This is a genomic window from Bacteroides sp. AF39-11AC, assembly GCF_003474285.1.
Lineage (GTDB): Bacteria > Bacteroidota > Bacteroidia > Bacteroidales > Bacteroidaceae > Bacteroides.
This window is the reverse complement of record NZ_QROH01000001.1, coordinates 187,438-212,290: the sequence shown is the minus strand read 5'-3', so window position 1 is coordinate 212,290 and position 24,853 is coordinate 187,438. Positions and strand designations below refer to the sequence as shown.

Annotated in this window: 23 protein-coding genes; 11 read left to right on the top strand and 12 right to left on the bottom strand. The window is 39.6% G+C overall.

The window, feature by feature from the left end; all coding sequences use genetic code 11:
* Nucleotides 1-143: 143 nt before the first annotated feature.
* From DW036_RS00675 to DW036_RS00665, 3 genes are all read left to right on the top strand, one after another.
* Nucleotides 144-1,907 carry an LTA synthase family protein gene (locus DW036_RS00675; RefSeq protein ID WP_118461134.1) on the top strand — a complete coding sequence of 588 codons (1,764 nt, stop codon included), beginning with the start codon at nucleotides 144-146 and terminating at the stop codon, nucleotides 1,905-1,907.
* Between the two features lie 112 nt (nucleotides 1,908-2,019).
* Nucleotides 2,020-2,991, top strand: coding sequence for a hypothetical protein (locus tag DW036_RS00670; RefSeq protein WP_118460505.1), 972 nt, complete (start codon nucleotides 2,020-2,022; stop codon nucleotides 2,989-2,991).
* Between the two features lie 29 nt (nucleotides 2,992-3,020).
* Nucleotides 3,021-4,154, top strand: coding sequence for a glycosyltransferase family 1 protein (locus tag DW036_RS00665; protein WP_118460503.1), 1,134 nt, complete (start codon nucleotides 3,021-3,023; stop codon nucleotides 4,152-4,154).
* Here the strand turns inward: DW036_RS00665 and DW036_RS00660 are convergent.
* From DW036_RS00660 to DW036_RS00630, 7 genes are read right to left on the bottom strand one after another with little or no spacing between them, the layout of a single operon-like run.
* A complete protein-coding gene (locus DW036_RS00660; RefSeq protein ID WP_118460501.1) occupies nucleotides 4,125-4,940 on the bottom strand; it encodes a glycosyltransferase family 2 protein in 816 nt (271 codons plus the stop codon). The two genes, DW036_RS00665 and DW036_RS00660, sit on opposite strands and share 30 nt — an antisense overlap.
* 29 nt (nucleotides 4,941-4,969) lie before the next feature.
* Nucleotides 4,970-6,109 carry a glycosyltransferase family 4 protein gene (locus DW036_RS00655; protein WP_118460499.1) on the bottom strand — a complete coding sequence of 380 codons (1,140 nt, stop codon included), beginning with the start codon at nucleotides 6,107-6,109 and terminating at the stop codon, nucleotides 4,970-4,972.
* Between the two features lie 11 nt (nucleotides 6,110-6,120).
* On the bottom strand, nucleotides 6,121-6,996 hold the full coding sequence (locus DW036_RS00650) for a glycosyltransferase (RefSeq protein ID WP_118460497.1): 876 nt from the start codon (nucleotides 6,994-6,996) through the stop codon (nucleotides 6,121-6,123).
* A gap of 2 nt (nucleotides 6,997-6,998) precedes the next feature.
* On the bottom strand, nucleotides 6,999-8,291 hold the full coding sequence (locus DW036_RS00645; protein WP_118460495.1) for a glycosyltransferase family 4 protein: 1,293 nt from the start codon (nucleotides 8,289-8,291) through the stop codon (nucleotides 6,999-7,001).
* A gap of 2 nt (nucleotides 8,292-8,293) precedes the next feature.
* On the bottom strand, nucleotides 8,294-9,226 hold the full coding sequence (locus DW036_RS00640) for a glycosyltransferase family 2 protein (RefSeq protein WP_118460493.1): 933 nt from the start codon (nucleotides 9,224-9,226) through the stop codon (nucleotides 8,294-8,296).
* Nucleotides 9,227-9,250: 24 nt separating this feature from the next.
* A complete protein-coding gene (locus tag DW036_RS00635) occupies nucleotides 9,251-10,342 on the bottom strand; it encodes a glycoside hydrolase family 99-like domain-containing protein (RefSeq protein ID WP_118460491.1) in 1,092 nt (363 codons plus the stop codon).
* Entirely contained in the window at nucleotides 10,335-11,345 is a 1,011-nt protein-coding gene (locus tag DW036_RS00630) for a glycosyltransferase (protein ID WP_118460489.1), read from the bottom strand. The genes DW036_RS00635 and DW036_RS00630 overlap by 8 nt, the downstream gene beginning before the upstream one ends.
* A 201-nt stretch (nucleotides 11,346-11,546) precedes the next feature.
* On the opposite strand from DW036_RS00630, the gene DW036_RS00625 reads away from it, so the two are divergent.
* From DW036_RS00625 to DW036_RS00615, 3 genes are read left to right on the top strand one after another with little or no spacing between them, the layout of a single operon-like run.
* The gene (locus DW036_RS00625; protein ID WP_369905557.1) at nucleotides 11,547-12,458 is read left to right on the top strand and encodes a glycosyltransferase family 2 protein; all 912 of its coding nucleotides are present in this window, start codon (nucleotides 11,547-11,549) and stop codon (nucleotides 12,456-12,458) included.
* Between the two features lie 5 nt (nucleotides 12,459-12,463).
* Nucleotides 12,464-13,339, top strand: coding sequence for a beta-1,6-N-acetylglucosaminyltransferase (locus DW036_RS00620; protein WP_118460485.1), 876 nt, complete (start codon nucleotides 12,464-12,466; stop codon nucleotides 13,337-13,339).
* A 23-nt stretch (nucleotides 13,340-13,362) separates the two neighbouring features.
* Nucleotides 13,363-14,283, top strand: coding sequence for a capsular polysaccharide synthesis protein (locus tag DW036_RS00615; RefSeq protein WP_118461132.1), 921 nt, complete (start codon nucleotides 13,363-13,365; stop codon nucleotides 14,281-14,283).
* Between the two features lie 23 nt (nucleotides 14,284-14,306).
* Here the strand turns inward: DW036_RS00615 and DW036_RS00610 are convergent, their stop codons facing one another.
* Nucleotides 14,307-15,788 carry a glycosyltransferase family A protein gene (locus DW036_RS00610; protein ID WP_118460483.1) on the bottom strand — a complete coding sequence of 494 codons (1,482 nt, stop codon included), beginning with the start codon at nucleotides 15,786-15,788 and terminating at the stop codon, nucleotides 14,307-14,309.
* 7 nt (nucleotides 15,789-15,795) lie between these two features.
* Complete coding sequence (locus tag DW036_RS00605; RefSeq protein WP_118460481.1) at nucleotides 15,796-16,512, bottom strand: glycosyltransferase family 2 protein; 717 nt, start codon at nucleotides 16,510-16,512, stop codon at nucleotides 15,796-15,798.
* Between the two features lie 145 nt (nucleotides 16,513-16,657).
* Here DW036_RS00605 and pdxB point away from each other — a divergent pair, with 145 nt between their 5' ends.
* Nucleotides 16,658-17,701, top strand: coding sequence for a 4-phosphoerythronate dehydrogenase PdxB (pdxB, locus tag DW036_RS00600; RefSeq protein WP_118460479.1), 1,044 nt, complete (start codon nucleotides 16,658-16,660; stop codon nucleotides 17,699-17,701).
* 114 nt (nucleotides 17,702-17,815) lie between these two features.
* On the opposite strand, the gene purN is transcribed toward pdxB, so the two are convergent.
* Nucleotides 17,816-18,391 (bottom strand): phosphoribosylglycinamide formyltransferase, encoded by a 576-nt coding sequence (gene purN, locus DW036_RS00595; protein ID WP_118460477.1) that lies wholly within the window; start codon nucleotides 18,389-18,391, stop codon nucleotides 17,816-17,818.
* A gap of 149 nt (nucleotides 18,392-18,540) precedes the next feature.
* Between purN and DW036_RS00590 the strand changes: the two genes are divergently transcribed.
* Genes DW036_RS00590 through rnc form a run of 3 tightly spaced genes read left to right on the top strand, consistent with a single transcriptional unit; the run spans nucleotide 18,541 to nucleotide 20,944 of the window.
* A complete protein-coding gene (locus tag DW036_RS00590; RefSeq protein ID WP_004291965.1) occupies nucleotides 18,541-18,777 on the top strand; it encodes an acyl carrier protein in 237 nt (78 codons plus the stop codon).
* Between the two features lie 19 nt (nucleotides 18,778-18,796).
* A complete protein-coding gene (gene fabF / locus DW036_RS00585; protein WP_118460475.1) occupies nucleotides 18,797-20,062 on the top strand; it encodes a beta-ketoacyl-ACP synthase II in 1,266 nt (421 codons plus the stop codon).
* A gap of 6 nt (nucleotides 20,063-20,068) precedes the next feature.
* On the top strand, nucleotides 20,069-20,944 hold the full coding sequence (gene rnc, locus DW036_RS00580; RefSeq protein WP_118460473.1) for a ribonuclease III: 876 nt from the start codon (nucleotides 20,069-20,071) through the stop codon (nucleotides 20,942-20,944).
* 15 nt (nucleotides 20,945-20,959) lie between these two features.
* On the opposite strand, the gene DW036_RS00575 is transcribed toward rnc, so the two are convergent.
* Nucleotides 20,960-21,970 carry an ATP-dependent 6-phosphofructokinase gene (locus DW036_RS00575; RefSeq protein WP_022393277.1) on the bottom strand — a complete coding sequence of 337 codons (1,011 nt, stop codon included), beginning with the start codon at nucleotides 21,968-21,970 and terminating at the stop codon, nucleotides 20,960-20,962.
* A 192-nt stretch (nucleotides 21,971-22,162) separates the two neighbouring features.
* Between DW036_RS00575 and DW036_RS00570 the strand changes: the two genes are divergently transcribed.
* Nucleotides 22,163-23,674 (top strand): GH3 auxin-responsive promoter family protein, encoded by a 1,512-nt coding sequence (locus DW036_RS00570; protein ID WP_118460472.1) that lies wholly within the window; start codon nucleotides 22,163-22,165, stop codon nucleotides 23,672-23,674.
* Between the two features lie 193 nt (nucleotides 23,675-23,867).
* Here the strand turns inward: DW036_RS00570 and DW036_RS00565 are convergent, their stop codons facing one another.
* Nucleotides 23,868-24,749, bottom strand: coding sequence for a DUF3078 domain-containing protein (locus DW036_RS00565; RefSeq protein ID WP_118460470.1), 882 nt, complete (start codon nucleotides 24,747-24,749; stop codon nucleotides 23,868-23,870).
* Nucleotides 24,750-24,853: the final 104 nt, after the last annotated feature.

Sequence of the window (24,853 nt, the reverse complement as noted above, 5' to 3'; positions counted from 1 at the left end):
GAAGAAGATAAATTTAATATTAACGAGATTTATCTATGCACCCCTCAATAAACAGACATTATGAGTCATTTATGTGAATTACAGAATGATTTTCGAGAAAATATATTGTACCTTTGCGCCCAGATATCAATATACGCTTTATTATGACAAAGATTGATAAGTCCATACTGACATTTGGAGTTACTATTTTTCTTAAATTCATATTATTCGACATTCTGTGGTGTATTCCCACAACGTTTGCTTCTCTTTCTACAGTTGAATGTTATACAACAAAACTGATAGCCACGTTTATATTACTTATCCCCTATGCCTTCTTCCGAATGTGGAAAACGGAAACTTTCATCATGCTTTTACTGGACTTTCTGTTGATAGCTAATCTTATGTATTTCAGGACTTATTATACAGCTATACCATTGAACAGCTATGGACTATCAGGAAACTTAGCCGATTTCACCGGTAGCGTGATTGACTCTCTCCGGTGGTATGATTTGCTTTTCCCACTATCCACCCTTATAGCAGCTATAATTCACCTACGCACCAAAACATCACACCCGAAACGCCCGGTTCGAGTTCTTCCTTATTTAGGAACACTTGCAGTAATTATCTGCATTTTTGAAACAGTAACCCTTATGAAAGGCGGATTCTCAAAGGCTTATGGGAAGTATCGTGATAAAGCCTATTTATGTTCAAGCGGTCCTTCTATTTATACGATTTTCGGTAGTCTATGTTATGATCTGATAGGTCCACAACAACAACTAACTCCTGAACTGGAAGCCAAAATACAAGAATGGTTAAGTGCAAAGCCGAAACATGAAGCCGCATTAATCAGTAATAATACCAATCGTCGCACCAATTGCATCATTATCTTGGCAGAATCATTGGAAAGCTGGGTGTTAGAAAAAGAAGTGGAGGGACAGGAGATTACCCCCTATATGAATAAACTATTGAAAGACTCTACCACCCTCTATGCTCCACACGTACTGACTCAGGTAAAAGGCGGGCGTTCTATTGATGCACAGCTCATGCTTTGCACCGGATTATTACCCATCAATAGCGGTACTTACAGCAGTCAATATCCCAATCATATTTATCCGTCATTACAGAAAGCCATGCGCGAAAAGAATCATTCACGCAATTATCTGTTAACCATTGATAAATTGTCTACCTGGAATCAAGGTCCCATAGCCCAGAGCTTCGGCGTAGACACCATTATCGCTTATCATGACTTCAAATTGACTGAAGCTTTCGGCACACACAAACGCACTGGAGACGGTTCATTCTTTGCACAATGCCAAGAGAAAATAGAAAAAGGAGAGATTTGGGGAAAAGGAGAAAACGCATGTATGCAACTTGTTACTTATTCCGGCCATGCTCCATTCATATTACCGGAATACCTGAAAGAAGTTTCATTCTCTTCCGACATTCCAGAAAAAATGGGTGACTATATGACGACTGCTCGCTATACGGATAAAGCAATTGGCAAATTCATAGAATACCTGAAAACCCTTCCACAATATAAAGAAACACTAATCGTAATAACAGGCGACCACGAAGGTCTGGCATATTATCGGACAGAGTTATGCGAAAGCCCCGGTGGCAAAGATATTGTATCCAACAAACCGTTCACTCCTTTCATTGTTGTAAACTCTCCTGTAGGCATGCACTATAATGAAGTTATGGGGCAAATAGACATGTATCCCACCCTACTGAACCTGCTCCAACTTGACGATTATTATTGGACCGGACTTGGAGAGAGCATTCTCAATCCCAACAAGAAAGGGTTCGCCATAGGTTCACAGATGAATGTGGAAGGAGAAGGTTATACATCTGAGGAGGTGGATTTAGCAAAGGAGGCATATGATATATCGGATGAGATGATACGGTTCAACTACTTCAAAAAAGAATAAAATTACTCATTTCTTTAAAAAGTTCTTTTATCTTTTTAACACAGGAAGAAAGCGTTATTTTTCATAAAATCCTTATCATTGCATAAGTTATAATATAATGTCTCTTAGTTCTATGCAGAAAATATTTATAAAACTACTAAAAAAGTTACGTCGACGTTACATCCGAAAGCATGGAACACCACAACATTGCACCCCATACAAAGAAACAAACCCCAATATCATATCAAGCCAAATCAGAAAAAAAATATTATCACCAGAGCCTTGTATGCTTTCAAGATTGGGTTCTGTAGAAATAGGATGTGTAACCAACTATTTAGGTATTTTTCATCAGAAAAGAAAAATCGTAAAATATATAAAAGGAGAAGCATTTCCTTGGTGGTGGGAAAAAGAAACAATATATACAATGAGGAACAATGCCGGTTTTTTTTCTGCAACCCCTGATCAATTAAAACGTTTTTCAGAAATGATGATTGAAGACATGTCTTTAATTGATATTCTTGCTTCCTGGAGATATGAAGAACAATATTTTTCCAACGAATTACAGAATGCATATAAAATAGATTTTGAGCCTTACAACCCTTTTTGGAGTGATATACCGTGGACTATTGCTTTAGAGAATAAAAAAGTCTTAGTAGTACACCCTTTTGCAGAAACAATACAAAAACAGTATCTGCAAAAAGAGCTCATCCACAAAGATTTGAGAATCTTACCTACTTTTGATTTACAGACTATTAAGGCTGTTCAAACAATTGGAAATCACACCGACAGTAGATTCAAGACATGGTTTGATGCCCTCGAATTTATGAAAAACGAAATAGATAAAAGAGACTATGACATCTGCCTCTTAGGTTGTGGAGCATACGGACTTCCATTAGCCGCACATATCAAACGCACCGGAAAGAAAGCTATACACATGGGAGGTAGCCTACAGTTGATATTCGGAATAAAAGGTGCCAGATGGGAAGATAGTACTTATAATGCAACTTATAATTACTCACAACTGATGAACGAATATTGGGTTAAACCTTCTGAAAGCGAAACTCCCGAGAAGGCCCGACAAATCGAAGCAGGATGTTATTGGTAGCATACTATAAATCAAATAGATAATAGCAAATGAAGATACAACCATACATTATATATGATTCACAAATATTCGATCAGCAGAAATTTGGAGGGATCTCGCGATATTTTTGTGAAATCATATCCAAGTTGCAATTCAAATATGATATTGCTGTACGATATACAGAGAACCACTACTTATCACAAACAAAGATTGCAAAGCACCGTTTATATATCCCATATTTCTTATCTAAACAGTATACTCAAAAATTATATTGTAAGAATCAGAGACTGACAAAGAAGATGCTGCAATCTCCTATTCCATATCTTTACCATCCGACCTATTACGATCCATCTTTCCTTAAATACACTGGTAATTCTCCTTTAGTAGTCACTGTTCATGACATGATTTATGAGAGGTTTTCCAATCTTATTGAAGGATCAGAAGAAATCATACGTCAAAAGAGAGAAATCATTACTAAAGCCAATCGGATTATCGCAATCAGCGAATATACCAAAAAGGATATTATTGATATACTAAATATAGCTCCTGAGAAAATAGATGTTATTTACCATGGAACAAGTCTCCGCCCATCCCAAGAGCATAACTTACCTTTACCGGAGCAATATATCTTGTTTGTAGGAGACAGAACTTTCTATAAAAATTTCCAGGCTCTATTAGAAGCATTCAGTATAGTTCACCAAACAAATAAAAAAATACATTTGGTCTGTACGGGAAAACCTTTTTCTGATAGTGAACTACAACAAATATCAAATTACAATATAGCCTCTAATATAATACAAATTGCTACCAAAGATAAAGACTTAAACGAACTATATAGCCGTGCATTACTCTTTGTATATCCTTCCTATTATGAGGGATTTGGAATTCCTATTTTAGAAGCATATGCCTGCAATTGTCCCGTAGCTCTAAGTAACACAACATGTTTTCCTGAAATAGCAGGTGATGCAGGTGCTTTCTTTAATCCTTATTCTATCAACTCCATTGCAGATACTATTATTAATGTCATTAGTGACAAGAGCAAACGTACAAAATTAATAAAAGCCGGACAGGAAAGACTAAAGCTCTATTCATGGGAAAAAGCAGCCCGAGAAACAGAGAATGTCTATCTCAAAACATTAGAAGAATATATTAAACTATCTTCTGCGGGAAAAACACTTATTTAGCCCGACAAGAAAGGCAATGACAGGTTTTATTCTGTGTTGAAAACGACGCGTATTACTCAGCTCCCAGAAAAGTTCATACAAAGGTTGTTTCTTCATATGTGCAGCCGCTTTCAAAGCATCACGCAACATACTTGGAAAGAACTTACGCAAAACCATCTCCCGCTCTTCATTACATGCATCTATCTGAGAGCTAATTCCCCCCATACCAAAGGCTGTTATCGTTCTACTAATATGCCTATAAGAGACTTCTTCTAATACTATTTTCTTCAAAAAGAATTCCCAGTCTGAAACAATCTTTAAATCTTCAGAATAAAGAGAATCTTGAAACAAACTTCTTTTAATAAAAGTAGCGGGATGCCCCAATGAGTGCTCAAAAAAGTAATCTAAATTCAAGGTTGTAGGATATACACAAACCTCTCTTTCCACACCATTCTCGACATAAAGCAAATCTCCATATATAATATCTTCACCAGACAGAGTTGAAGTAACATCTTCTAATACAGTAGAATCATACAAATAGTCACCCGAATTCAAGAATAACAGGTACTCCCCTGTAGCCCTCATAATTCCTTTATTCATAGCATTATAAACGCCTGTATCCTTCTCTGAGCACCAGCTAGAAACATACCTCAGGCTCTCCCAAATAACCTCTTTACTACCGTCATCACTACCTCCATCTATCACAATATACTCATATTCTTGATAGCTCTGTTCAATAAGACTTTCAATCGTTTTTTTCAGTCCGATAGCATTATTATAATTGATCGTTATTATAGACAGTTTCATTTCAAAATATTTAAAATTACTTTTAGTAATTAAAGATTCAACAACTTAGCAAAGTTCGAAGCAAAGTGATCACTACTATACTTTTCTTCTAACATAACTAAATTTATATTCTTAGAAAATGTATTTCTAACAGTCGTATCCCTAAGCAGCTCTATCTTTTCTACTAAGTCCATGATATTACCTTTTTGATAAAGCAAACCGTTTATACCATTTTCTATACGTTCCAAATTGGCTCCTACATCAGAAAGAATTACTGGTAATCCACATTTTTGAGCCTCAACAGCAACCCTGCCGAAAGTTTCAAAGGCTGAACAAACCAGCAGTACATCTGCCAAATAGTAATATGGATATATTTGTTTGACAAAAGGAACTATTTTCACACTAGAGCTTAATCCATTCTTCTTAATATAATCTTCACATATGGATATAAAACCATAATCAGGTCCAACCAGATAGCAAAAAATATCTTTTTCTTTATCCACAATACTCTTTACTGCCTGTAGCAATTCCATTTGCCCCTTATTCGAATCAAAAGCCCCTACCAACAACAGCGTGTAGCGATCATGTAAACTTCGGTCTTTGTTCACTCCCAAAACAGTTTGCAACTCAACAGCCTGCGTAATAACATGAACCTTACCACCTGTCATTATATTCTGATAATAGCATTTTGCATATTCAGAAGTAACCAAAACTTTAGCAGACAATTTATCGACCAACTTAAAAACAGACTGAGACTTGAATATAAAGCCATTATCTTGCCAAGTAGCATCAGGTATTTCATGAATAAACCAACAATGTCTAATCTTCAAAAACCTACAAGCACATGCCAGATGAGGGAGCACAATTGTATTTGTTATTCCATAATCCGGCTTTATCTGCTTCAGATAACGAGCTAATTTTATAGAATACTTAAATAACTTACGAGCATATACGAGTTTATCACCTATACCAATATGACCATTCCCACCAACCAGCCACCACCTCATTCGAAGTATCTTATAACCACTGATATAAGCAGAACAAGCATCAACCAAATCACCCTGACCAGGAAACACCACATAAATTTGCCACTCCGGATGATTCTGCTTGATCCCCTTCAACAAATCTAACAAACATCTTTGAGCCCCTCCTGTACAATCACTGGAATGTGAAAGAAACACCAATCTCATAATGTAACAAATTACGATTTTAAATACCTATATACATTCGAAACGCAATGCCTCAAATGCCTCCAAGAGAAAGGATAAGCAAGAAAATCCTTCAATGCTATTTTCTTTTCTGGATAATCAGCTTTTATCAAATCACGTACAAAGTAATCAAAATAACGTTCTTCAAACTTTCGCTCTTTTTTCTTGCTGAGTTCCAATCCATCCACTTTCAAAGGAAGAATTTTATTCCATTTCAACTTGTGCAGGCGAATAGTATCCTGACACCAACTTCGGTTATATTTTCCTAATGAAAAATGCTCCACCAGTACCTTCGGTGAGCAACAAACATAGTTCTTATATTGCCTGCTTGCAGCTATCTGTATTGAAAAATCCAGATCATAACAATGAAATCCCGTCAATAGTCTTTCATCGAAAGGATACAAACTCCATACGTCCTTACATACAAACATTCCAAAACCATCTAAAATTACAACTTCCTCAAAAGGATGTTCCAAAGTGACACATGCAACCTGAAGCTCAGTTCTTGCTCTCCCTCCCTGATAGAAAAAAGAGCAAGCCCAATCTTTATTTTGCATCCAACCAGAATAACAATTGAGTTTGACTTTGCTACCGGCAAAACCAATAACCCCACAATCCGGTTCATTCAATTTATCTTCAATAATACTTCCCCAATCTTGCGAATGGAATTTCACATCCTCATGGACAAAGAAGAGAAAAGGATAACGAGCCTGACGCGCACCTTCATTATAAGCCCGTGCTATAGGCCATTTTTTCTCTGTATTATCTATAGCAATAATCTCATATTCCACCCCTATAGTATCATGTATATTCTGGCTTACTTGTAGCAAACGTTCAGGTGATACAGAACAAATTACGATTGATAGCATAACTAATCTATTAAATTCAACTCTACATTCAAAACCTTACTGTAAATATTCAATCGCCGTTCCAACATTTCTTGTGGATTATATAATCCTTGCAATCGACCTATTGCTTGATTTGCCAATTTAATCTGCAACTTTTCATCATTGGCCAATCTGATAACAGCAGATGCAAAATCAGATGCACTGTCTGCTTTCAAACACTCTTCTTCATGCCGAAAATCAATACCTTCAACACCTTTAGTAGTAGTAACAAAAGGAGCTTTTGAAGAAACAGCATCCAGTATCTTCATCCTCATTCCACTGCCGATACGAATCGGGACAAGCACAATGCTTCCATTTAAAAAACTATGCAAATCTTCCACATAACCTACCAACTCCATTTCGGGACAAGAAGCTTGTAACTCTTTTATATATGAACTTCTCCATGGTCCTATCACTTGAAAAGTGAAATGGAAACCCTGACTACGCAAACAAGGGGCTATCTCCTGACAGAACCAGACGACTGCATCCAGATTCGGGTAATGTCCCTCATTTCCAACAAAAGTCAATCTGGAAGCAGTGGGAACAACCTGTTTATCACAAGCATCAGCTACTTTTACAACAGCAGGAGATACATATATTTTTTCTCCGCCACCAACAAAATCAATCAACATTTGGCGATCCACCTCAGTCAAGGCAATCACATGCTTATAGGTTTGCAATGCAGAATGTTCAAAGTCCTTTCCAATACGATACAACATACGTTCTTCATCCGTCACTTTATCAAGAAAAGTCATTTCATTCTCATTGCGAACATATCTCAATTCATGATGTACAAAAATAGTTTGCACATCCCTCGGTAAAAGATAGCCCAATGATATCAGAGGATAAAACTCAACCTGAATAATATCAAAACCAGATCGGGAAACAGTTGATACATATTCTGCATATTTTGAAGGAAGTGGCTCAAAAATAGAAGAAGTAAAAGTCATATCCTTACGTACTACATCTTTGTCATGAATGAGCAACTGGCGCCGCATCTTACGAGTAGCAGATAGAGCAATCTTCTTTAACCATTTATAATAAGAAGGATGTCGGGTTTCAGGCTCTGCCATTTGTTCTGTGAAGATAAAAAAGTCCACGTTATCCCATATTTTTTTCAATTTCTCCACATCTTCCTTCTCTTTCCCTTTAGGATAGAGTAATATTGAAACAGACATCTTGTGACGAAGATAATCTACCATATGGAAAAAGGCCTGATTCCCACCCGAAGTCAGTGGGTAAGGGATACAAGGAATAATAAAAAGTATTTTTTTCATCTTTATCTCTTTATATTCAATTTTACTTTACACATACAAAATGCTACGCTCAACGCTATAGATGGGCGAATCGTCCACAAAATACGACATATCCTCCAAAGTTCGCATAATCCAAAGTTATTGTTTACAGAATAATGTAATATCGTATGCACATAAGTCTTTAAAGCGTGGTGCAGTTTTTTTTCATTAAGTTTAGCTGGATAATAATTAATTATCCATTTTAAGAACAATCTGGTAGCTTCAATTTTTCGACTATCGTAACAATTAGAATTACTAATATTTTCACCTTCTACATTTCTCCAGCAAACGGGTTTTCCTGGCAAGGCAATAATTCCTTTTGCACAATCTGCAAACTTCGTCCACGTTGCATCATCCGAGCACCAAGCCAAAGGAAACTTGACAAAGCCAGCTCCCTTCTGATAAACATCACGGCTGAACACATATTCACAAGCTGCAGAACGAATTCTACCTTCCAATTTATCCAGTAGAAAGTTGTATCCAGAAATCTTTTCACCTGTAAATGATGGATTCACATACATCTCATTATTCTCACCATCTACAACAACAAGAGGAAAACGGAACATTATATTCTTCTCACCACATTCCTGCAAGGCCTTCAATATTCGTTCAATCCCATCACATGGCATTAAATCATCATCTGAAAAAAACCAAATGACAGGTTCTTTAGACATCTCAATGCATCGTTCCCAATGTCTGGGCAAATCCTTCTTACCCAAGTTTGTCTCAAAACGATGATAAACGATATCCAGTTTACCCTGATAAAGAGATATTATATTTTTCAAATCATGAGGACTGGCATCATCTCCTATATATACAGTAAAATCCTGATTCGTTTGTACTACCATAGAATCCAAAGTCTGCGACAAGAAACGACTTTTATAGGCTGGTATGATGACTGCTACTTTTTTTTTCATATGAAAAAATATTATCGGTTCTGTTTACCCCTCCTCAACATACTTTCGAATCACTTCCAAAAATTTCTTTCCATATCGCAGATCCGGCTCCAGATAATTTCCCTCTGCCCATTCATTCCATGACTTTACAAAAACAAGACGGTGTTCCAAAGGTTTCCCTTCAAGATGCATCATTACGTCTTTCATATGCCGTTCAAAATATTCCGGCTCCGAATGATGCAGAACCAAGCCCTGTTTTCCCGAACGCGGTGAATGATCCCAGTTAGGAATAATGGTAGGAATAATATTTTTATCACTATCTTCGTCTGCTACAAAAAAACGGCTGGCCTTTTCATAATTTACAATCCATGGAAGCCCAAACCAATTATGCCAACGTCGGGCTTTCCTGTAAAGACTTCTCTGTTTTCGTTCATACTCAAACATACGCACTACATTTATAGCATCAAAGCCCATAGCCTCCAGCCCCGCTCTTTCATCATCCAAATGATAGGTCTGGCCTACAAAAAAGATTCCTTTCAATCCATTCTGTATTGCCAATTCGCGCCACAGTTTCATAAAGATATTCACTTCTCCCTGATTATCAAAAGGATGATAAATCATAAATAGAGGTTTACCATCTACTGTTATATAACGACGATCTTTAAATGCAGGAAGCACCGCATTAAAATGGGCAATATAATCTTCCTTGCCCGGATAGAGTTGGTCTATCAACGTTTCTTTAGCCTTTATGCCATGAAAAAAGCCTCTCCATGATTCATTAGCCCATGCTAAGCAAAAAGGGAAATCCGGTTCACCTGAAGCCAATACTTCATTGAATGGACGTTCTAATAAACGCTTCCCATTGCCAAACCAATAATGCCAATAGCAAAAACCTTCTACTCCATACTCCCGTGCCATATCGGCTTGTGCCTTACGAGTTTCAGGGACCCGTAAATCATAATACCCTAAATCTGCCGGAACTTTAGGCTGATAATGTCCGGGAAACAAAGAACGTGCTTTTCCTACATTGGTCCATTCCGTAAATCCTTTTCCCCACCACTTATCATTCTCTGGTACAGGATGAAATTGAGGCAGATAAAAAGCAATTACTCTGGCTGAACTCTTATTTTTATTCATAACACATTTTCTTATTTCTTTTCTTAAACACAAATAATTGGCTCAAACGCAACGAAAATATGTACCATGGAAGAAAATGTTGCAATTTCCACAATCTGATATATCTTTTTAAGCCTAATTCTCTATAATCTACAGGCAAGTATTGTTGCAATTCCTGTCTGATTTTTTTTATATAATACAAGTCCTTTTCCCGGTCTTTTGCACGTCTGGCAATACCTTTAGTCTCTTGAATTCCGGTCATCACCACTTTAGCAGCAAATTCTTTCGACCTTTCCAATAGAAGATGATGCCTTTGCAGATAATTATATCTTTCTTGTTCCGCAACAAAGAAATGATATTTTTTCCGAGGATCTGCATCATGATCCGTACTGCCTTTACGTTGACGGTAATGATATTCCGGCCTTTGACAAAAAGCTATTTTATTGGCATTAATAAACCATTTAAACAGAGTAGCATAATCTTCGTAATAATAAGATTTAGGTAGCAAGTCTGTTATCACTTTCCGATGAAATAACTTATCCCAAAGAAAGCTCTTAATGACTTTATCCTCCAATATAAGTTTCAACGCTTCATCCCGATTATATACTACAATCTCTCCAATAGCACATGAAACTTCCGAAACATCTTTATAATCCTGAAAATATCCGCAAATTGCAATATCGGCTTGATTTTCAATCAGCGTATGATACAATACACTATACATATCGGACTCTATCCAGTCATCACTGTCCACAAACCCTATCAAATCCGCTTTTGCCAGCTGCAATGCCACGTTCCTGCTATCAGCCTGCCCGGAATTCTCCTTGTGCAATACACGAATACGACCTTCTTTCAACGCATATTCATCACAAATTGCTCCGGATTTATCAGTAGACCCATCATCAACCAATATCAACTCCCAGTCCTGAAAGTCCTGCATAATAATTGACTCAATACACTGCCGCAAATATTGTTCAACATTATATACCGGAGTAATAATGCTTATCAAAGGAGAACTTTCCATACATTATTATTTTCAAAAAAAGGATTCTTTCATTTCTCTGCAAAGATAGACTAAAAAGGTACAAACACAAAGTAGTCTTTGAAATATAAAGCAAACCTGCTTATCCAGCATTCATTTATCGGCTTAAATTAGGTCGCATATAAAAAAATAATATATCTTTGTAAATTCGTAACCTAAACAATGATTTAATAGTAAATGCTAATGCCTCTTCTTAACAAAATAGCCCATGTACTCAAAGAAGCCCCGCAGGCTTTTAAGAAGACATCCAATCCGATACTCATTATGACATTATTAGTCAAAAATGAAGAAGACATATTGGAAGAGAGTCTCCGTTTCCATAAAGCAATGGGAATAGACAGCTTTCTCATAACAGACAACAACTCCACAGACGGCACGATTGAGATTATCCGTAAATACCAAGAAAAAGGCTGGATAAAAGAAGTTATCTTTGAAAAAGCTACCAACTACAACCAGAAAGTATGGGTAGACCGTATGATTAAACTTGCTAAAAAAAAGTATCATGCAGACTGGGTCATCAATGCCGACGCTGATGAACTATGGTATTCCCCTACCGGAGACCTTAAAACAGAACTTAAAACGACCAAAGCCAATGTTTTGAAATGTTCTATGAAGTGCATATATCCGGAAGCAGGTAAACCATTCTGGAAATGGAATCAAACTATCCGCCCAATAATAAACCCATTAAAATACAAAGCATACAATTTATCTCGCTATTCTCTTTATCTTCCACAAAGAGGAAAGGTGCTTCATCGTACCACCTCATATATACAAATCTCCACTGGGAACCACAAAGTATTAATGTTTCCACAAAATGAAAAGAAAAGCAACATATGTATATACCATTATTCTGTCCGGGATAAAAAACGCTTTCTGGAAAAAATGATTAATGGTGGAAAGCAATTGGAGCAGAATCCTCATAAACATATAGGAATGCATTGGCGCCACTTTTACGAACTCTACAAAAAAGGAGAACTGGAAATGGAATATAATAGAATCATAGGAGCTAATTCCTATGAACTATTGAAACGTGATGGATTGATCCAAACCGACAACACCATTTCCGATTTCTTTAAACTACATTTCAACAAGTAATTGTAATGAAGCATGCATACCTGATTATTGCTCACAATGAATATCCAGTATTAAGAGCTCTATTATCAATGCTCGATGATGAGCGGAATGATATCTATCTACATATAGACCACCGATCAACGGAACTGTATGAGAAGATACGTTCTTTACAAATGCAGCGAGCTAAATTGCACATTTTATCTACGCGAAATAAAGTTTACTGGGGAGATCTCAGTCAGGTAGAAACCGAATACCTGTTACTGGAAACAGCCTTGACACAAGAAGTCTATTCTTACTATCATCTTTTATCAGGAACAGATCTGCCCATACAGACACAAGACTACATCCATTCTTTCTTTCAAATAAATACAGGTAAGGAATTCGTAGGATATTGGTCTGACAATAAACATCAGAAAGACCTGAAACGGAAAATATCCCGCTATTATTTCTTCACGAAGCACTTGAAACGTAACAACAGCAAGTGGCATGTCATTACAGCACCCTGCCACAACCTTGCGCTAATAGCACAAAAAGTGGTTCACTTCCATAGAAAGCAAGAAGTTGAATTTCGGAAAGGCTCCCAGTGGTTCAGTATCACTCACAATTTTTGCCTATATCTATTAAAGAAAAAGCCTTTTGTTCTCCGACGCTTCCGATACACACTCTGTCCTGATGAGATTTTTGTTCAAACTCTGTTATGGAACTCTCCATTCAAAAAGAATATCTATAATATAGAAGACAACAACATCGGTAGCATGCGGCTGATTGACTGGAATAGAGGAGATCCTTATACATGGAAGATACAAGATTACACCGAACTAGTCAACTCCGACAAACTGTTTGCCCGCAAATTCAGTTCGCAGGAAGAAGAGTTAATCAAGCTGATTGAATCTACCTATTGACAAGTAACATAAAGCAGAAAAATATGAATACCATGAATCCAGATATCAACCCCGTCAAATCCTTTTTCAAATCAATCGAGAAGACGCTTTTGCATCACAGCAAACATTTATACTTCAAAACAGTAATCTCACAGAAGTCCGGTGCAAAAGATATTATAAAGAAATACAAAGGAGCAAGTACCAAGAAAAGTCCGATTGGCAAGACATGCCCCATCTGGATATGCTGGTGGCAAGGAGAAGCGAACATGCCTGATATCGTTAAAGTCTGCTACGCCTCTGCAAAACGTTATGCAGGCCAACATCCTGTCATATTAATCACAGAGCAAAACTATCAGGAATATGCTACAATGCCGGATTACATCTTTCAAAAAGTGAAAAACCACGAAATAAGTCTCACCCATTTCAGTGACATGCTAAGGATAAATCTGCTTAAAGAACATGGAGGAATATGGGCTGACAGCACCCTACTTTTTACCAGAGATGTAGACTCAATAATGAATCCCGATGCCGATTTCTACACTTGCCATCATACGGCAAAAAACACCAATGTGGCAAACGGCAAGTGGACAGTTTTTTTTATAGCATGTGGCAAGGACAATATTCTACCCGCTTCCCTACTGGACATGTTCTATAGTTATTGGAAGAATCATCAACGAATCGTCACTTACTTATTCTTCGATTATCTCGTTAGCATAGCCTATGAAAATATCCCGGCTATTACGGAAATGATCGACAATGTCCCTCTGCAAAGAATCAGCAACCTGTCCAAGTGTCTCAACATGCCATTTAATGAAAAGTCTATGGAGGAATTTAGTAAAAACTATGGTTTCCACAAATTAACCTATAAGAAACAATTCAATATGCTCACCTCCGAAGGGAAAGAAACGATTTATGCCCACCTACTGCATAATTTTACCCATGGGGCAGATGCAGGCCAAACATAGAAACTACCTTCAAAAGTCAGACATCAAGAAATCTTAGACGAAAAAGACGAAGAAGATTTATGAGCTTTTTCTATTAGCTGCAAACATTTTTCCTTGTCAAAGCCACGGGATTTGGCATACTCATCCGCCAACACAGCAAACATCTCATCAGTGCCGGGTAGTCTTTCAAAATTCTTGCACCCTTCTTCCAAAGATACCTTACCAAAGCGCATCCGGTTCAAATCAATAATCTCTACAGAGACGCCCTCCGGCTTTTCTGCAAATAAGATATTCCCTGCCGAATAATCCTTATGCAAAATTCCATGTTCATGCAAAGCGGCAGTGGTACGGGCTATGGCGCGAAGTATTTCTTCCTGTTCCTCAAAAGGACGTTGTGGAAGATCCCGGTAAGTATAAGGACATTCAGACCTTAACGAAACAAAATAGCTCTTTCCGAACAAGAACCAACTGGAAACCGAACAGAAACCAATGGGTGCAGGCGAGCCTATATTAAACTGGCGCAACATGGCCGCATAGCGAAATGAACGCCGTGCCTTAGATTCCCGGAAAAAATTATAAATAATCCGGTTCAGCAAGTGAGGTATCTGGAAAGATTTAACGACCACTTTCCGTCCTGCTATATCAAACTCCCTCAGTTCATTTCTTCCTTTATAAATAACAGTACCCCGATCTTCAAAAATAACCGGAAGCACTTTCACAAAGTCACTCATATTTGAATAACCAGGAGCTACAGCCATACACCGTGGACGAAAAAAGCGCTCAATACGATTGATCCATCTGGACCAGGAACGCACAGAACGCAACTTTCCACCTAACTCCCGTTCAAAAAATTCAGCGTGACGCTTGTTAAGCACTTTCGTAACATGTGGCTTCAACGAACGGTCTATAATTCTTTTGGACCCGGCACGTACACGATAATACAATTCTATCTGAGGCAAACGAACCACTTTTCCACCATCTTTCAGTACAGATATCCAGAATTCCCAATCCTCACGTGCAATGATCTCTTCGCAGTATCCACCTACTCTTTCCCATTCTGTTTTTCTGTAGAGTGCACAGGTATCAATCATATTTTTACGTGCCAACAGCTTCAAAGAGAAGGGTGGTAACTTCCATTCACCACTACGGTCGCCTATAAATTCGGCTCGCGGACAGACCACTTTAACATCCGGGTCTCGTTCCAATTCTACTACAGCATGGCTTATGAATGTCGGACTGATCCGGTTATCCGCGTCTACCGGCAATATGTATTCGCCATGAGACAATGATATAGCATTATTACGAGCAACACACGGCCCACTATTCGGCTGGGTATGTACACTTACCCGTGGATCTTTTTCCGCATACTCTTTGGCAATGTCCAAAGAATTATCTGTCGAGCCGTCATCCATCAGTATTACTTCAAAATTAGGATAATCTGAAGCAAGCACCGAATCCAAAGTCTCGTGCAGATACTTTGCCATATTATAAATAGGTATAATAATAGAAACCAATCGATACTCCATAGTATTTTCAAATTTTATCCAGTCCTTTGGTATACTTTAACCAGTAATACTTCAACGGATTCTTATACTTTAATTGTTTCCACGGACGACTACCATGCGGACGATGCCACACCGGAAGTGTAGTAAACAGATAGTTTTTGAATCCCTCTTTCAATGATTGATGGGAAATTGCCACATCGTGCCAATTCTTTTCAAGACTCAGCTGATGAAAATCAAACGAACGGAGGAAGTTCAACGTCAGTAACGAGCAACAGAAACTACAATGCTTCTTTTCGGGAAACACCTGATTCTCTCGCCCTTTTGCAAATAAATAAGGATAGTTTATATCACCCTTCTCATCAACGGTGACAGCAGCAGCAATTCCACAATCTTTTCTTTCCAAAGCGCCGTCGAACAAAGATTGCAAAGTATCTTTCTTCACCACCACATCAGATTCCACTATGATCAGTCCGGCTTCTTCCGCAATGGCACGTTCTTGCGACATTTGCAGAATCAGCAGATAATTAGGCGAAGGGTTGCTTGTGACATCCGCAAGGTTTACCAATTCGAAACCCAGTCTCACGGATGCTTCTCGTAACCTGGCCGTATTCTCCTCCGTACTGAAATCATTGTAAACGGTATATGTAAAAGGAGTTTTAACGTCAGATGCCATAATAGCATCTACCGTCTGTAAAGTCAACTCAATGGAATCCTTTACAGGCGTAATGATATGGATACACTTCATTCCTTATAACTGTTTTATCTTTATTCTACAAATCCTAATATTTGTACAAGTTGACAAAGTTATGTATTATTTAGCACACAGCCAAACAGTTTACCGCTTTTATGACTAACTTTGCCTGCAACAAATATAGAAAAAAAATACAGAAATGAAAGTCATTATCGACAATAAAATACCTTTTATAAAGGAAGCTATCGAAAAGATAGCAGATGAAGTAATATATGTCCCCGGAAAGGACTTCACACCTTCCTTAGTGAAAGATGCAGACGCGTTGATCATCCGCACACGCACCCATTGCAACCGGGAATTATTAGAAGGGAGTCGGGTTCGGTTTATTGCCACGGCCACAATCGGCTTCGATCATATAGATACAGCATATTGTCGGCAGGCAGGCATCGTATGGAAGAATGCACCGGGCTGTAACTCTGCATCCGTAGCCCAATACCTTCAATCCACACTTCTACTGGCAAAACTCCTGAAAGGAAAGAAGTTATCTGAAATGACCATAGGCATTGTCGGAGTAGGCAACGTAGGCAGTAAAGTAGCGGAGGTGACTCGCGAACTGGGCATGCGAGTATTACTGAATGACTTGCCACGAGAAGATGAAGAAGGAAGTGCCGACTTCAGTTCCTTACAATTCCTTGCCGAAGAGTGCGACGTCCTCACATTCCACGTACCTTTATATAAAGAAGGGAAATATAAGACTTTCCATCTGGCAGACCAGTCATTCTTCCGCTCACTGAAGCGTTCCCCCATCATCATCAACACTTCTCGCGGAGAAGTTATTGAGACAAAGGCTTTATTGGAGGCTCTCGAAAACAGGTTAATCTCAGATGCCGTCATTGATGTATGGGAAAACGAACCGGATATTAATCTCACCTTATTAAATAAGGTATTCATCGGGACGCCGCATATTGCCGGATATTCAGCAGATGGAAAAGCAAAGGCCACCCGCATGTCGTTAGATTCTCTTTGCCAGCATTTTGGTATACAGGCTGATTACCGAATTGTTCCACCCGAACCGGAGAATCCGATGATCACTGCAACTACCGAAACAGAAGCCTACCTGCAGATGTATGATCCAAGACGGGACAGTGAAGCCTTAAAACAACATCCGGAACTATTTGAGAAATTAAGAGGAGATTATCCACTGAGAAGAGAGAAAACAGCCTTCCGCGTAGTGATTTCATAACAACTTCATACCAACTCCGTATCAAGCCCGTACCAAGTCCGTACCAACTCCAAGCGTATAGATACGGAGATGATACGGACTTGATACAGCTCCGGTAAGTCCTTAAACAGAGTCTTAGACCTCGGATTCCAGCAATTTTTCTATAACCTTGGGATAAGTATCGTATTCCAGCACATGAATACGTTGTGCCAGTTCATCGGGAGTATCTTCCGGCAGCACCGGACATTTCACCTGGCAAATGATGGCACCTTCATCATAATGCTCATTCGTATAGTGTATAGTGATACCACTTTCTTTTTCACCTGCAGCAATCACAGCTTCGTGTACGCGGTCGCCATACATTCCCTTTCCACCGAACTTTGGCAACAATGAAGGATGTATATTTATCATTTTATTGGGATAAGCATACAAAATAGAGTCTGGTATACGAGCCAGGAATCCGGCCAGCACTACAAAATCAATATTATGCTCCTGCAACGCCGATAAAATCGGTTCTCCACTCTCCCAATCACCCTTGGAAAAATAAAAGCAAGGCACTCCAAGCCCGCGTGAGCGCTCTAAAACGAACGCACTCTGACGATTAGTTAAAACCAGGGCCACACAAGCCGAACTTTTTTCCTGGAAATAACGAATGATATTTTCGGCATTCGTTCCGCTTCCCGATGCTAAAACAGCAATCTTTTTCCTCATAAGCCTTCCTTTTAGTGCACAAAATCGTGAAAAATGTGCAAAACATTGCATTTAATTCCCCAAATATTTGCGAGTGACGATAAATATTTATTCCTTTGCCCCGCAAATTTAAAGAAATAAAACTAATTATTAATTAAAAACTTAAAGTTATGTCTGAAATTGCATCAAGAGTGAAAGCGATTATCGTCGACAAATTAGGCGTTGAAGAATCAGAAGTTACTAACGAAGCTAGCTTCACTAACGATTTAGGAGCTGATTCTCTTGACACTGTAGAACTTATCATGGAATTCGAAAAGGAATTCGGTATCTCAATTCCGGATGACCAAGCTGAAAAGATTGGTACTGTAGGCGACGCCGTTTCTTACATCGAAGAACACGCTAAGTAATTCTATCCATCAATTTAATATGGAATTAAAAAGAGTTGTAGTAACAGGTCTTGGCGCCATTACTCCCATTGGCAACAGCGTTCCCGAATTTTGGGAAAACCTTGTGAATGGGGTTAGTGGAGCTGGACCTATTACTCATTTCGATGCTTCCCTTTTCAAGACCCAATTTGCCTGCGAAGTGAAAGACTTCGATGCAACCAAATATATCGACCGTAAAGAAGCCCGCAAAATGGACTTGTATACACAATATGCTATTGCTGTTGCTAAAGAAGCGGTTAATGATTCCGGTCTTGACGTCGAAAATGAGGACTTAAACAGAATCGGTGTCATCTTTGGCGCCGGTATCGGTGGTATCCGTACATTCGAAGAAGAGGTAAGTAACTATGCCTTGACCGGTAAAGAAAACGGTCCCAAGTTCAATCCGTTTTTCATCCCCAAGATGATTTCGGATATTGCTGCCGGACAGATTTCTATTATGTACGGTTTCCACGGGCCCAACTACGCAACTTGTTCTGCATGCGCTACTTCCACAAATGCTATCGCTGATGCCTTCAACCTGATCCGTTTAGGCAAGGCTAATGTTATTGTAAGTGGTGGCTCGGAAGCTGCAATCACCGTTGGCGGTGTAGGCGGTTTCAATGCTATGCATGCATTATCAACCCGCAATGAATCTCCCACAACCGCGTCTCGTCCGTTCAGCGCAAGCCGCGACGGTTTCGTGATGGGTGAAGGTGGCGGTTGCCTGGTTCTTGAAGAACTGGAACATGCCAAAGCACGTGGTGCTAAGATTTATGCAGAAGTTGCCGGTGTAGGAATGTCTGCCGACGCTCATCATCTGACAGCTTCACATCCGGAAGGACTGGGAGCCAAGTTAGTAATGAGAAACGCGTTGGAAGATGCCGAAATGAAACCCGAAGAAGTAGATTATATCAATGTTCACGGTACTTCTACTCCCGTAGGTGATATATCGGAAGCTAAAGCCATTAAAGAGGTATTTGGTCAACATGCATTTGACTTGAACATCAGTTCAACAAAATCCATGACTGGTCACTTACTGGGTGCCGCTGGTGCGGTAGAAGCTATTGCAAGTATCCTTGCCATCCAAAACGGCATTGTGCCTCCGACCATCAACCACGAAGAGGGTGATAACGACGAAAACATCGACTATGACCTGAACCTTACGTTCAACAAGGCTCAAAAGCGCGAAGTGAACGTAGCTCTGTCCAATACATTTGGATTTGGCGGTCATAACGCATGTGTTATTTTCAAAAAATACGCAGAATAATCAGTCGTGTTACGTAATCAAATAGACAAAATAAGGCTCTTATTCCGTAAGGACAAAGAGTCTTATTTTTGTTTTTATAAGATACTGGGATTCTATCCCCGCAACATCCAGCTATATCAGCAGGCATTGTTGCACAAATCTACCTCCATCCGTTCGGAGAAAGGCCGCCCTTTAAATAATGAGCGACTGGAGTTCTTGGGTGACGCCATTCTTGACGCCATCGTGGGAGATATTGTCTACAAGCATTTTGAAGGCCGCCGCGAGGGATTCCTCACAAATACACGTTCCAAAATCGTGCAACGGGAGACACTAAATAAACTGGCGGTAGAAATCGGTTTGGACAAACTGGTAAAATATTCCACCCGTTCTTCCTCGCACAACAGCTATATGTACGGAAATGCTTTCGAAGCATTTATCGGTGCTATCTATCTGGATCAGGGGTACGAACGCTGTAAGCGGTTCATGGAAGAAAAGATATTCAAGAATTACATCGACCTCGATAAGATGTCACGCAAAGAGGTGAATTTTAAATCGAAGTTGATTGAGTGGAGCCAGAAGAGCAAAGTCGAAGTTTCATTCGAACTTATCGAACAGTTTCTTGACGAAGATTACAATCCTATGTTCCACACCGAAATACGCATCGAAGGCATATCGGCAGGGAAAGGAACCGGATATTCTAAAAAAGAGTCCCAACAAAATGCTGCTCAGGCTGCTTTAAAGAAAATAAAGAATGATGCCCCCTTCAAAGAACAGATTGAGGCAAGTAAAGCGCAAAACCATCCGCAGGAAAATACGGAGGAAGCTGAAGAAATTATTGAGAGTGCCCTGATTGAAGAGAATCAGGAAGTTACTACAGTAACCGGACATGAGGTGGGCGAATAATCATTCGCCCGTATTTCAACCAAAGCAGATTCCCATCCGTCGCCCTTGAACCACAAGGTCGTTATCTTCCGTTACCAACTTCAGCTTTCCGGCTATCTCTTCCAGAGGTGCAGAAGATATTTCATCCCCTTTTAATGTAATCATTCTACCGAATTGCTCTGTGGCTATTAGTTCTGTGGCATGTCCGCCCATGCGAGTAGACAGATTCCGGTCGAACGGCGTAGGTGAACCTCCACGTTGAATATAACCAAGCACCGTTTCACGGGTTTCTATACCCGTCTCGTACTCTATCTCCTGAGCAATGTACTCGGCAGCACGTTTCCGTCCATCCGTCTGTATCCCTTCGGCAACCACTACAATGGAATAAGGTTTCCCTTTCTTCAGGCGATTCAGAATAGTCTCACCTATATTATGTATATTATAAGGAATTTCGGGTATCAGGATCACATCTCCACCACCTGCCATACCGGAATAAAGTGCAATCCAACCTGCTTTATGTCCCATCACTTCAATCACCATCACCCGTTTGTGCGAACTGGCGGTAGAGTGCAACCGGTCGATGGCATCCGTAGCAATGCTCACAGCAGAATCAAATCCAAAAGAGAAATCTGTCCCCCAAATATCATTATCAATTGTTTTGGGTACGGATACAATATTCAGCCCCATGGCAGCCAGTTTCGCAGCAGTCTTCTGCGTACCATTACCACCGATACAGACCACGCAATCCAGTCCTAACTCTTTAACGTTCTGCTCAATAAGTGCCGGTTTATTCACATCGGACATCACACCATTCTTCTTGAAAGGCTTTTCACGGGAAGTACCCAGCATCGTTCCGCCCTGATTCAATAAACCAGACAAAGACTTATCGGTAAACGACTCCACATCTTTAGTCAGCAATCCTTGAAAGCCGCTATGAATGCCTATTACTTCCATTCCATAATGATTGATTGCAGTCTTGCATACTCCACGAATGGTGGCATTAATGCCGGGACAATCGCCCCCCGAAGTCAAAATTCCGATTCTCATAACTACCTTTTTTAGAAAACAAGTTGAAAGGTATCAGGTACAGGTAAACTTGTCTTTTTGTCTTGCCAACTGGTCAACTTGTTAACTTGTCAACTGAATACGTCCGTAAAGATAGAAAAAAAAGAGAAAAAAGATAGAGAAGCCAATAAATAAGATTATTTTTGCGCTACAAAATAGTTTTAACTAAGAGAGATGAATATCACAACATTGCTGAATAAAGTGTATTTTAGCCCCCGCCTGAAAAGAATCGACTTATATGCCAACCGTGCAGAAGAGCTGCAACACCAAGTATTGAACCGTCTGGTGCGCATGGCCGAGAATACAGAATGGGGAAAGAAATATGATTATAAAAGCATTCATACTTATGAAGACTTTAAAAACAGACTGCCCATACAGACTTACGAAGAGGTAAAGCCGTATGTGGAACGCCTGCGTGCAGGAGAACAAAACCTGCTCTGGCCATCAGAGATACGCTGGTTTGCCAAGTCTTCGGGTACTACAAACGATAAAAGCAAATTCCTGCCCGTCAGCAAAGAGGCACTGAACGACACACACTATCAAGGTGGCAAAGATGCAGTTACTCTTTATCTGGCACAGAACCCCGACAGCCGTTTCTTCTCCGGACAAGGTCTGATTTTAGGTGGAAGCCATAGTCCCAACCTCAATTCCAGACACGGACTCGTGGGCGACCTTTCCGCTATTCTGATTCAAAACATACATCCATTAGTAAACTGTGTTCGCGTTCCGAGTAAGAAGATTGCCCTCATGAGCGACTTTGAAAAGAAAATAGAAGCTATTGCCAACAGTGCCGTTTCAAAGGATGTAACCAGCCTCTCCGGTGTCCCTTCGTGGATGTTGGTGCTCATCAAGCGTATTCTTGAAAAAACCGGTAAGGAATCTCTGGAGGAAATATGGCCCAATCTGGAAGTCTTCTTCCATGGGGGCGTTGCTTTTACACCTTATCGCGAACAATACAAAGAAGTAATCCGCTCGCCCAAGATGCATTACGTAGAAACGTACAATGCTTCTGAAGGATATTTCGGGACACAGAACGATCCGAATGATCCGGCTATGCTGCTGATGATTGACTATGGTATTTTCTACGAATTTATTCCATTGGAAGATGTGGAGAAAGAGAATCCCCGCATCTATTGTCTGGAGGAAGTCGAAGTAGACAAGAATTATGCACTGGTCATTTCTACTTCTGCAGGATTGTGGCGCTATATGATTGGGGATACTGTAAAATTCACACAGAAAGACCCATATAAGTTCGTTATCACCGGACGTACCAAGCATTTCATCAATGCCTTCGGTGAAGAATTAATTGTGGATAATGCAGAAAGAGGGTTAGCTAAAGCTTGTGAAGCGACCGGAGCATTGATTTCTGATTATTCGGCTGCTCCTGTATTTATGGATGCTAAAGCCAAATGCCGCCATCAATGGTTGATTGAGTTTGCTCAGATGCCGGATAGCGTGGAGAATTTTGCCAAGATACTGGATGATACATTGAAAGAAGTCAACTCCGATTACGAAGCTAAACGACAAAAGAACATTGCCCTGCAACCCCTGGAAGTTATTATTGCCCGTAAAGACTTGTTTCATGATTGGTTGGCGCAAAAAGGAAAGTTGGGCGGACAACATAAAGTACCGCGCCTCAGCAATACAAGGGTATATATCGAGGAGATGTTAGAACTAAACAAATAAAATTATAAAGTAATACTATAATAGGAAAGGCTGTACTGATAAGAATTAGTACGGCCTTTCCTATTAATTGTTTCATGCCTTGAAACAAACAGTTTCATTACGGGAAACAAGTAGTTTCACGCCGAGAAACAAACAGTTTCAAGTAATGAAACATTTTGTTTCAGCAGGGGAAACAGACAGTCATCCCAGGCAATCAGAAATTATAAGCCAATCCAACGCCCAGTATCTCTTTGAATTGTACCTTTGGACCTCTTTCAATGCCCTCATCAGTAAAGGTTTTCACATCATTGTCATACTTCAAAGTCATATTCAGAGTTGCCGAAAGTACTTTATTGATCTTCATACTGATAAGTACATCCCAGTTTACATCTACATTGCCAAAGTCTTTATTATAAGGAGTAAAGAAGTCAGCCGTAGTAATCAGGTTTACATTCTCCATGACAGGCAATTCTGCACGAGCTTTCAGGAAAGCACCGGCTTCAATCTTAAAATGATCACCCGGATCAACTCCAAAGGAACCTAAATCAGAGAGATAATCATCGCACACAAAGGTCATCTTGGTAGAAGCCGGTGAAAGGAAAATAGAATAGTTACTCTTCGGTCTATACTCCATACCTAAAGCGAAATTGGAATAAGCAGGAGCAAAGAAATTGGATATATAGTGACTCTTGTCCGGATAATTATAACCTTTGGCAAACTGAGTATTCAGGTCAGCCATAAGCGTATAGTACCAAACTTTGGTAGCTGCATATCCCAACTGGGTAGATAATCCAATTTTATCGGTACTCTTTCTCATCCCCTGAGATTTGGTCTTCGACAAACCATAATCCAGCACCAGATTCGTTACCCACAGCCAGTCTCCACTCTTATGCGTCAGCGAACCATTCAGGTAGGCATTCCCGGCTACAGAGTTCTCACCACCAGCCGACCAGTTTGTCATAGCAGTTTGCGACATATTCACACCTGTCACACCTTTCAGTACCCATGCTCCTTCTTTGTATCCTTTATCGTCCGTTTGGGCAGAGACGATCGTTGCCAAGACGGCAAATAATATCATCAAATATATACGTTTCATACTGTTGTTCGTTTTAATTGTTTCGTAAAAAATAGACGTCTTTCTATTTCAAACAACGTAAACTATTTTTTGTTCAGGAACAAATTAAAGAATGACGGTATGAA

Coding starts and splice junctions, on each gene's coding strand:
- DW036_RS00675 (WP_118461134.1), top strand. CDS start 144: ATGACAAAGATTGATAAGTCCATACTGACATTTGGAGTTACTATTTTT.
- DW036_RS00670 (WP_118460505.1), top strand. CDS start 2,020: ATGCAGAAAATATTTATAAAACTACTAAAAAAGTTACGTCGACGTTAC.
- DW036_RS00665 (WP_118460503.1), top strand. CDS start 3,021: ATGAAGATACAACCATACATTATATATGATTCACAAATATTCGATCAG.
- DW036_RS00660 (WP_118460501.1), bottom strand. CDS start 4,940: ATGAAACTGTCTATAATAACGATCAATTATAATAATGCTATCGGACTG.
- DW036_RS00655 (WP_118460499.1), bottom strand. CDS start 6,109: ATGAGATTGGTGTTTCTTTCACATTCCAGTGATTGTACAGGAGGGGCT.
- DW036_RS00650 (WP_118460497.1), bottom strand. CDS start 6,996: ATGCTATCAATCGTAATTTGTTCTGTATCACCTGAACGTTTGCTACAA.
- DW036_RS00645 (WP_118460495.1), bottom strand. CDS start 8,291: ATGAAAAAAATACTTTTTATTATTCCTTGTATCCCTTACCCACTGACT.
- DW036_RS00640 (WP_118460493.1), bottom strand. CDS start 9,226: ATGAAAAAAAAAGTAGCAGTCATCATACCAGCCTATAAAAGTCGTTTC.
- DW036_RS00635 (WP_118460491.1), bottom strand. CDS start 10,342: ATGAATAAAAATAAGAGTTCAGCCAGAGTAATTGCTTTTTATCTGCCT.
- DW036_RS00630 (WP_118460489.1), bottom strand. CDS start 11,345: ATGGAAAGTTCTCCTTTGATAAGCATTATTACTCCGGTATATAATGTT.
- DW036_RS00625 (WP_369905557.1), top strand. CDS start 11,547: ATGCCTCTTCTTAACAAAATAGCCCATGTACTCAAAGAAGCCCCGCAG.
- DW036_RS00620 (WP_118460485.1), top strand. CDS start 12,464: ATGAAGCATGCATACCTGATTATTGCTCACAATGAATATCCAGTATTA.
- DW036_RS00615 (WP_118461132.1), top strand. CDS start 13,363: ATGAATACCATGAATCCAGATATCAACCCCGTCAAATCCTTTTTCAAA.
- DW036_RS00610 (WP_118460483.1), bottom strand. CDS start 15,788: ATGGAGTATCGATTGGTTTCTATTATTATACCTATTTATAATATGGCA.
- DW036_RS00605 (WP_118460481.1), bottom strand. CDS start 16,512: ATGAAGTGTATCCATATCATTACGCCTGTAAAGGATTCCATTGAGTTG.
- pdxB (WP_118460479.1), top strand. CDS start 16,658: ATGAAAGTCATTATCGACAATAAAATACCTTTTATAAAGGAAGCTATC.
- purN (WP_118460477.1), bottom strand. CDS start 18,391: ATGAGGAAAAAGATTGCTGTTTTAGCATCGGGAAGCGGAACGAATGCC.
- DW036_RS00590 (WP_004291965.1), top strand. CDS start 18,541: ATGTCTGAAATTGCATCAAGAGTGAAAGCGATTATCGTCGACAAATTA.
- fabF (WP_118460475.1), top strand. CDS start 18,797: ATGGAATTAAAAAGAGTTGTAGTAACAGGTCTTGGCGCCATTACTCCC.
- DW036_RS00575 (WP_022393277.1), bottom strand. CDS start 21,970: ATGAGAATCGGAATTTTGACTTCGGGGGGCGATTGTCCCGGCATTAAT.
- DW036_RS00570 (WP_118460472.1), top strand. CDS start 22,163: ATGAATATCACAACATTGCTGAATAAAGTGTATTTTAGCCCCCGCCTG.
- DW036_RS00565 (WP_118460470.1), bottom strand. CDS start 24,749: ATGAAACGTATATATTTGATGATATTATTTGCCGTCTTGGCAACGATC.